Here is a 6,570-nt window from a genome sequence, read left to right on the forward strand (position 1 = left end):
GGGCTCACAGCTGCCAGGGCTCGCGGCGCACCTCGCTGTCCACGATCTCGTTGCCGAAGGGCGCAAGGGCCACGGGGATCATCTTCAGCGACGCCCACGCCAGAGGGATGCCGACGATCGTCACCGCCAGGCCGACGGCCGCGGCGATGTGGCCCAGCGTCAGCCACCACCCCGCGACGATCAGCCAGACGACGTTGAGGGCGGTACTACCCGCGCCGGCGCCGGATTTGCGGACGAGTTCGCGGCCGAAGGGCCACAGCGCGTAATTGGCCATCCGGAAGGACGCGACACCGAACGGGATCGTGACGATGAGCAGGCAGCAGATGATTCCGGCGACGACGTAGCCCAGGGCGAGCCACAGCCCGGAGACGACGAGCCAGACGACGTTGAGGACCAAGCGGAGCAGTGCCACTGCGGTTCGCATCCCTTCCATATCCGCGCCCGGCCGCCGGGCGGCGGCCGGGATTCGCAAGGCCGGGTGGCCTCTACCCGCGTACGACGGCCTCTGCACGGCCGCCGTTCCGCGCCGCCACCCCCAGCGCACCCTTAGGGGGCGTGCATAGGCCGCACCGTGCGGCGCCGAGCACCCGCCGGACCACCGCCTGAGCAGGGCGTTCGCCGCCGCGCGAGCGTTCCGGTTTGGGGCGGGGGCGCCTCGGCGCGTTAGAATCGCCCCGTGCGTATCACCAAGCTGGGCCATTCCTGCGTGCGCCTGGAGCGGAGCGACGCCGCCCTGGTCGTCGACCCGGGCGTCTTCAGCGAGCCCGACGCCGCGGTGGGTGCCGACGCGGTCGCGATCACGCACGAGCACCCCGATCACTTCGATCTCGACCGGCTGCGCGCCGCCGCCGAGGCCAAGCCCGGTCTGGAGATCTACACCCACGCGGGGATCGCCCCGCAGCTGGAGGAGCTGCGCGCATCGGGCGTCGCGGTGCACACCGTGGCCCACGGCGACACGGTGAACGCGGCGGGGTTCGACGTCCACGTCTACGGCGAGCGCCACGCCGTCATCCATCCCGACATCCCGATCGTGACCAACGTCGGGTTCCGGGTCGCCGACTCCGAGCGCGCCGTGTTCCACCCCGGGGACGCGCTGACGGTGCCCGAGGACCCGGTCGAGACGCTGCTGCTGCCGTTGAACGCGCCGTGGTCGAAGGTGTCCGAGGTGATCGACTACCTGCGCGAGGTGCACCCGCAGAAGGCGCTGGCCGTGCACGACGGCCTGCTCAACGACACCGGCGCCGGCGTTTACGCGAAGAACCTCCAGCGGCTGGTGCCCGACGTCGCTTACACTCGCGTGCAACCGGGCACCGCAGACGCGGTCTGACCTGGAAAATCGCGTGCAGGCGTGCAACCGCGCCCGCGTTCGCCGACGCGGCCGCGAACGCACGTGTGCGAACTCGACCGCAATGTGATCGGCTCATCACGCCACGCCCCTAGGCAGGCGCGCCCTCGGTCAATACGATGGTTGGTATCCGGTTGAACAGACCGGTCCTCGCAAATCATTACCGAAACCGGACATACGACCAAACATTGGTCAGCCTCGATCGGATTCGGTAACGGATGAGCGAGTAATTTCCCCACCCCCCGTGCGCGAGCGGGACTGGGGATGGCATGATTACGTACCGGCTCGCAGGGAGGGCGGCACCGCCTCCCCGGCCGTTTCGTGTGAGCGCCCCGCCGGTTTCGGCGGTTCGGCGCCGTGGTCTGCACCACACCGGGGAACACCGAAGCGACGCATGGCGTTCAGGCCGTGCGGGGTTGCTCACGCTTATGACGTATGACTGCTTTTTCTAACCCTGTCTTCCCAACAGCTTACTAGTGATTTCAGTAGAGGTGGTTCAACCATGTCTCAGGTACGCCGGCAGGCCACGCTGCGCCCCCGCCCGCACTGGGGGTGGCAGGATGCCGCCGCGTGCCGGGGCGAGGACCTTGTGCTCTTCTTCGGCCCCGACGGCGAGCGCCAGCCGGAGCGGGAGATTCGCGAGCGCAAGGCCAAGGAGATCTGTGCCCAGTGCCCTGTCCGGACCGAGTGCCTCGACTACGCGATCTCGCGGCCCGAGAAGTACGGAACGTGGGGCGGGCTGAACGAAGACGAGCGCGCGTCCGAGCGCCGGCGCCGCATGCGTCGCGCGAACGCGGCCTGATCCGATCTTTCCGCCCGTTCCGGGCTGAACTCGAGGCGTACACCGACCCGAGACAACAGTTCTCTGCAGCGGCCCCCGGCCACGCTAACCCGCGGCGCCCCGACGATTCCCGTCGAGGGCGCCGCGGGTTTTCGTCATGCCTGATGCGGGCTTGTGCGCGTGGCCCAGGCGCGTGCACGCTCACAGGTGACGCCCGAACCACTCGGCGGCGGCCGAGCCGACCTCCCGCCGCGCGGCGCCGCCGGCGATCAGCCGCTCGGCGCCGGGGACCTCGCGGACTTCGCCGGGCCCGCCCAGGCGCGTCAGCGCCCATTCGGCCAGTTCGCGCACAACGGAGTCCGACCCCTGCACCAGCGCCAGCACCGGCGCGCGGACCCGGTCCAACGACTCCGCCGCGGCGTCGGGGCGCCCGCCGTTGAGCACCACCGCGGCGATGTCGGCGGGGTGGGCGGCCGCCGCCATCAGCGCCGCGGGCACGCCCCGCTCCGAGCCCAGGACGCCCACGCGCCCCTGCGCGGCCTCGGTCGAGCGGCGCAACCAGGCCACCGCCGCCGCGAGCCGATCGGCGGCCTCGGCCGCGGAGACCTCGGCGGCCCCGGTCTCGGGGACTCCGGACTCGACGGCCTCGCGCTGGCGGGCCGCCTCCTCCGGGGTCAGCAGGTCCAGCAGCAGCGTCGCATAGCCCGAGCGGCCCAGCGCATCGGCCAGCGCGCGCTGCTCCGGGGCCCTGCACCCGTGCTCCAGCGCGGCCACGACCGTCGCGCGCATCCCCGCAGGCGCGCTCAGCTCGGCGTCGAGGTGGACGTCGCCGGCGCGGATGCGCACCGCGCGGGTGGGCGGCGCCGCGGTATCGCCCGGCTCTCCGATCAGCGCGGTCACCTCGTCGTCGGAGAGCTGGCCGAAGTCGCGATACCACTCCCCCACCGCGCGGAAGTTGTCGGGCACGGTGAGAGCGATGATGCGGTCGGCCTCCTCGCCCAGCGCGTCGAGCGCGCCCTGGGCGGCGACCGGTACCGCCAGCAGCAGCCGCGCGGGGCCTTGGCGGCGCACGGTGCGCAGGGCGGCGCGGGCCGTGCCGCCGGTGGCCACTCCGTCGTCGACGACGATCACGTCGCGGCCGCGCAGGACGGGCGCCGGGCGCCCGCGCCGGTATGCCTCCAGCCTCCGCCACAGCTCGTTGCGTTCGGCCGCGACGATGCCGTCGAGGTCGCGGCGGGTCAGCCGCATGCGCGCCAGCGCGGCGTCGTCGTAGCAGACGTGCCCGTCCTCGGCGATAGCACCCACGCCCAGCTCGGCGTGGCCGGGTGCCCCGATCTTGCGCACGACGACGACGTCCAGCGGGATGCGCAGCAGCCGCGCGAGCTCGGCGCCTACCGGGACCCCGCCGCGGGGAAGCGCCAGCACCATCGGGGCCTCGGAGACATGGGGGCGCACGCGCTCGGCGAGGCGGCGTCCTGCCTCGGACCGGTCGGTGAAGGGCAGTGAAACGGGCAGCGGGCTCATAGGCTCTCCGGCGCTCCGCCCCATTGCCGCCGCGGGACGAGAACGCCGCTCGTGGTCCGAATCGCGGACCGGGCACGGCGGAAAGTGGTACGGACATACCCGCACGCGTCAGCGCGCCAACCTCACCGCCGCGCAAATCTCGCCGCGATCCCCAGCGCGCCCCTGGCGCGCCCGCCCCGGCGAGCGGGAGTCAGCCGGCTGCGCTGCGGAATTCGCTTTCCAGAACGGCCATGATCAGGGCGTCGTGGCGGCGCTCGTCCCACAGCAGCGCGTCGCGCAGCCGGCCCTCGACGGTGAATCCGTAGGAGCGGTAGACCGCGATGGCGCGCATGTTGAACGCGTAGACGTTGAGCCAGACGCGGTGCAGCCGGACCCGGTTGAAGGCGTAGTCCAGCACGAGCCGGGTCGCTTCCTTACCCAGCCCCTGGCCGGTGAACTCGATCGCCGAAAGCGCGATGCGGTAGCCGGCGCTCTCGTTGTCGGCGTCGACGTCCTCCAGCGCCAGAGCGCCCACGAACCGCCCGCCGGGCTCCTCGATGATCGCCAGGTCCAAGCGGTCGAGCTGTTCGGACCGTGAGGCGCACCACTCGCGGACCTCGTCGTAGTCGGGACGCCGGTGGGAACCGGTGAGTCTGCGGATCTCCTCGTCGCGGGTGGACTCGAAGAAGTCGTCGGCGTGCTTGGCCGACATGGGGACCAGGTTGACGCGCTCACCCGCCAGGGTGGGTTTCTCGCGCAACGCGCTCAGGTCGATCATCGCTGAAGACTCCCGAGGTCGTCGGTCGGATGAGCGGTGCAGGGGCAGGGCGGCGGGCGTCGCCGTGATCGGATTCGGCGGATTCGGCCAGGGGATCATATGTAAAGGCCGAAACCGCCCCTACACAACCCCTTCGCATCCGCGGCGGGAGGTGGCATACGCTTCCCGAGGCGCCCGCGCGCCGAGAGATCCGATGATGGGGGAGGTCCGGTGGCGGTAGAGCAGACGGCACGCGGGGCGGACGCGCAGGCGCGTCGGGCGCGGTTGGCGGTGGTCGTCCTCTTCCTCGCCAACGGCTTCGCCTACGCCAACATCGTGCCCTGGCTGCCGGTCATCAAGTCGCAGCTGGAGCTGTCCAACACCCAACTGGGCACCGGGATCGGCGCCATGCCGCTGGGTGCCCTGGCCACCGGGATGCTCGCCGGACCGCTGATCGCCCGCTTCGGCAGCGGCCGGGTGGCCGTGGGCTCCGGTGTCTTACTGGCCTGCGTGCTTCCGATCGTGGCCACGGCGCCGGCCTGGTGGGTGTTCGCCGTGGGGATGTTCTGCGTCGGCTGGATGGACGCGTGGATGGACTCGGCGATGAACTCCCACGGACTGCGAGTGCAGCGCCGGTACGGCCGCTCCATCATCAACACCTTCCACGGCATCTGGAGCGTCGCCGCTGTGGGCGGCGGCCTGGTCGGATCGTCGATGGCCGGCTGGGGCGCGCCCCTGCCCGCCCACATCACCGCGGTCACGGTCGTGCTGATCATCGGCGTTCTGGCGATCACGCGACTGCTGCTTCCAGGCCCCGAGATCGATCCACCCGCCCAGCGGCAGGACGATTCCGCCTCGGCCACCGATGACGGGGCCGATGCGGCGGGCGGGCCCGCGGACGGCGCGCGGCGCCGGTGGCGTGTGCCCCGGCGCTCGATCGCCATGCTGCTGGTGGTGAGCGTACTGCTGATGATGGCAGGGGCGATCGAGGACTCCGCGGCCTCGTGGGGGGCGGTGTACATGCGCGACGAATTGGCTGCGCCGCTGTTCCTGGTCGGCCTGCCGTTCGTCGCCTGCCAGGCGATGATGACCGTGGGGCGGCTGAGCGGGGACCGCATCACCGACCGGTTCGGCGCGGTGGCCGTCGCCCGCGCCGGCGCCCTCCTCTCGGCGGCGGGTATGGCTCTGGCGCTGCTGACCTCGGTGCCTCTGGGCGCCATCGTGGGCTTCGGCCTGATGGGGCTGGGCGTCGCCACGCTGTTCCCGCTGTCGCTGGCTGCCGCCGGGGACATCCCGGGCCTGGGCGGCGGACACGGCGTTGCGCTGGCGGCGTGGATGGCCCGGCTCGGTTTCCTGGGCGTGCCGCCGCTGATCGGCGTGGTCGCCGACACCGTGTCGCTGACAGCCGGCCTGTGGCTGATCCCCGTCGCCGGGCTGCTCGCCGCCGTACTGTCGGTCGGACTGCGCCCGGCCCGCACAGCCGCCGCACGCGGCCGAACCGCATAGGCGTGAGGCCGGGGCCTCGCTGCGCGAGGTGGCGGGGGGCGGGATGGTGGGCGGGGTCGGCGTTCGCCGGTTGCCGCGTGCCTGTGGCCGGGCACCGCGACCGGTGCACGCGAACCCAAGCCGCCCACCGCCGTCGCCGCCCCGCCGGGAGCGCAACCCCGCGCCGACCGCAACCGACGTCCGCTATCCCGGGCCGCCCGGTGCACTCGCCGCCCTCGTTGCGACCCGCAGTCTGGCGCCGACCGCACCGACCAACGCCGATCCCGTCCATCCACCGCCCTCGCTGCCACCGTCGGCCCTGTTCGAGGCCGGACAGACGGAGGCCGCTCCCGGTCGGGCCGGGAGCGGCCGAGCCGCGGGAGGCTACTGCGCCTGCGCCGGACGGCGCGTGGCGTAGAGGGTCACCGCGCCGATTCCGGTCGCGATGGCTCCGCCGAGGACGAAGCCGGTCAGGTCGACGCCGGTGGTGGGCAGGTAGCCGCCACCGTCGGAGTCGCCGGACGCGGTACCGCCCGTAGCGCCGTTGCCGCCGTCGTCGGTGCCGCCACCGGTACCGCCGCCGGTGCCGCCGGATTCGCCACCGCCGGCACTGCCGCCACCGCCGGCGGGCGGGTTGCCGGCGTCGCCGCCGCCACCGTTGCCGCCGCCGTCACCGGGACCGGGGGTCTCGCCCCCGCC

6 protein-coding genes and 1 pseudogene are annotated in these 6,570 nt (G+C 72.7%); 3 read left to right on the forward strand and 4 right to left on the reverse strand.

From position 1 onward, the window contains the following. Window positions 1-4 precede the first annotated feature (4 nt). Complete coding sequence (locus tag LP52_RS00735; protein WP_040269813.1) at window positions 5-412, reverse strand: YccF domain-containing protein; 408 nt, start codon at window positions 410-412, stop codon at window positions 5-7. Between the two features lie 264 nt (window positions 413-676). Between LP52_RS00735 and LP52_RS00740 the strand changes: the two genes are divergently transcribed. Both LP52_RS00740 and LP52_RS00745 read left to right on the forward strand, forming a co-directional pair. Beyond that, complete coding sequence (locus LP52_RS00740; protein WP_040269814.1) at window positions 677-1,327, forward strand: MBL fold metallo-hydrolase; 651 nt, start codon at window positions 677-679, stop codon at window positions 1,325-1,327. A gap of 520 nt (window positions 1,328-1,847) precedes the next feature. After that, window positions 1,848-2,147: a WhiB family transcriptional regulator gene (locus tag LP52_RS00745; RefSeq protein WP_255430170.1), complete on the forward strand. Its 300-nt coding sequence runs from the start codon at window positions 1,848-1,850 to the stop codon at window positions 2,145-2,147. Window positions 2,148-2,327: 180 nt separating this feature from the next. Here LP52_RS00745 and LP52_RS00750 read toward each other — a convergent pair whose 3' ends face one another. After that, entirely contained in the window at window positions 2,328-3,650 is a 1,323-nt protein-coding gene (locus LP52_RS00750; protein WP_040269816.1) for a phosphoribosyltransferase, read from the reverse strand. Between the two features lie 190 nt (window positions 3,651-3,840). Next, the gene (locus tag LP52_RS00755) at window positions 3,841-4,407 is read right to left on the reverse strand and encodes a GNAT family N-acetyltransferase (RefSeq protein WP_040269818.1); all 567 of its coding nucleotides are present in this window, start codon (window positions 4,405-4,407) and stop codon (window positions 3,841-3,843) included. 210 nt (window positions 4,408-4,617) lie between these two features. On the opposite strand from LP52_RS00755, the gene LP52_RS00760 reads away from it, so the two are divergent. Further along, on the forward strand, window positions 4,618-5,892 hold the full coding sequence (locus LP52_RS00760) for an MFS transporter (protein WP_052809274.1): 1,275 nt from the start codon (window positions 4,618-4,620) through the stop codon (window positions 5,890-5,892). A gap of 363 nt (window positions 5,893-6,255) precedes the next feature. On the opposite strand, the pseudogene LP52_RS27575 reads toward LP52_RS00760, so the two are convergent. Beyond that, a pseudogene (locus LP52_RS27575) lies at window positions 6,256-6,570 on the reverse strand (hypothetical protein); the annotation flags it as partial.

The sequence above is a fragment of the Streptomonospora alba genome (genome assembly GCF_000826685.1).
Lineage (GTDB): Bacteria > Actinomycetota > Actinomycetes > Streptosporangiales > Streptosporangiaceae > Streptomonospora > Streptomonospora alba.

What these genes read in the sequence shown, in the direction of transcription:
- LP52_RS00745 (WP_255430170.1), top strand. Translation starts at nt 1,848, where the DNA reads ATGTCTCAGGTACGCCGGCAGGCCACGCTGCGCCCCCGCCCGCACTGG.
- LP52_RS00750 (WP_040269816.1), bottom strand. Translation starts at nt 3,650, where the DNA reads ATGAGCCCGCTGCCCGTTTCACTGCCCTTCACCGACCGGTCCGAGGCA.
- LP52_RS00755 (WP_040269818.1), bottom strand. Translation starts at nt 4,407, where the DNA reads ATGATCGACCTGAGCGCGTTGCGCGAGAAACCCACCCTGGCGGGTGAG.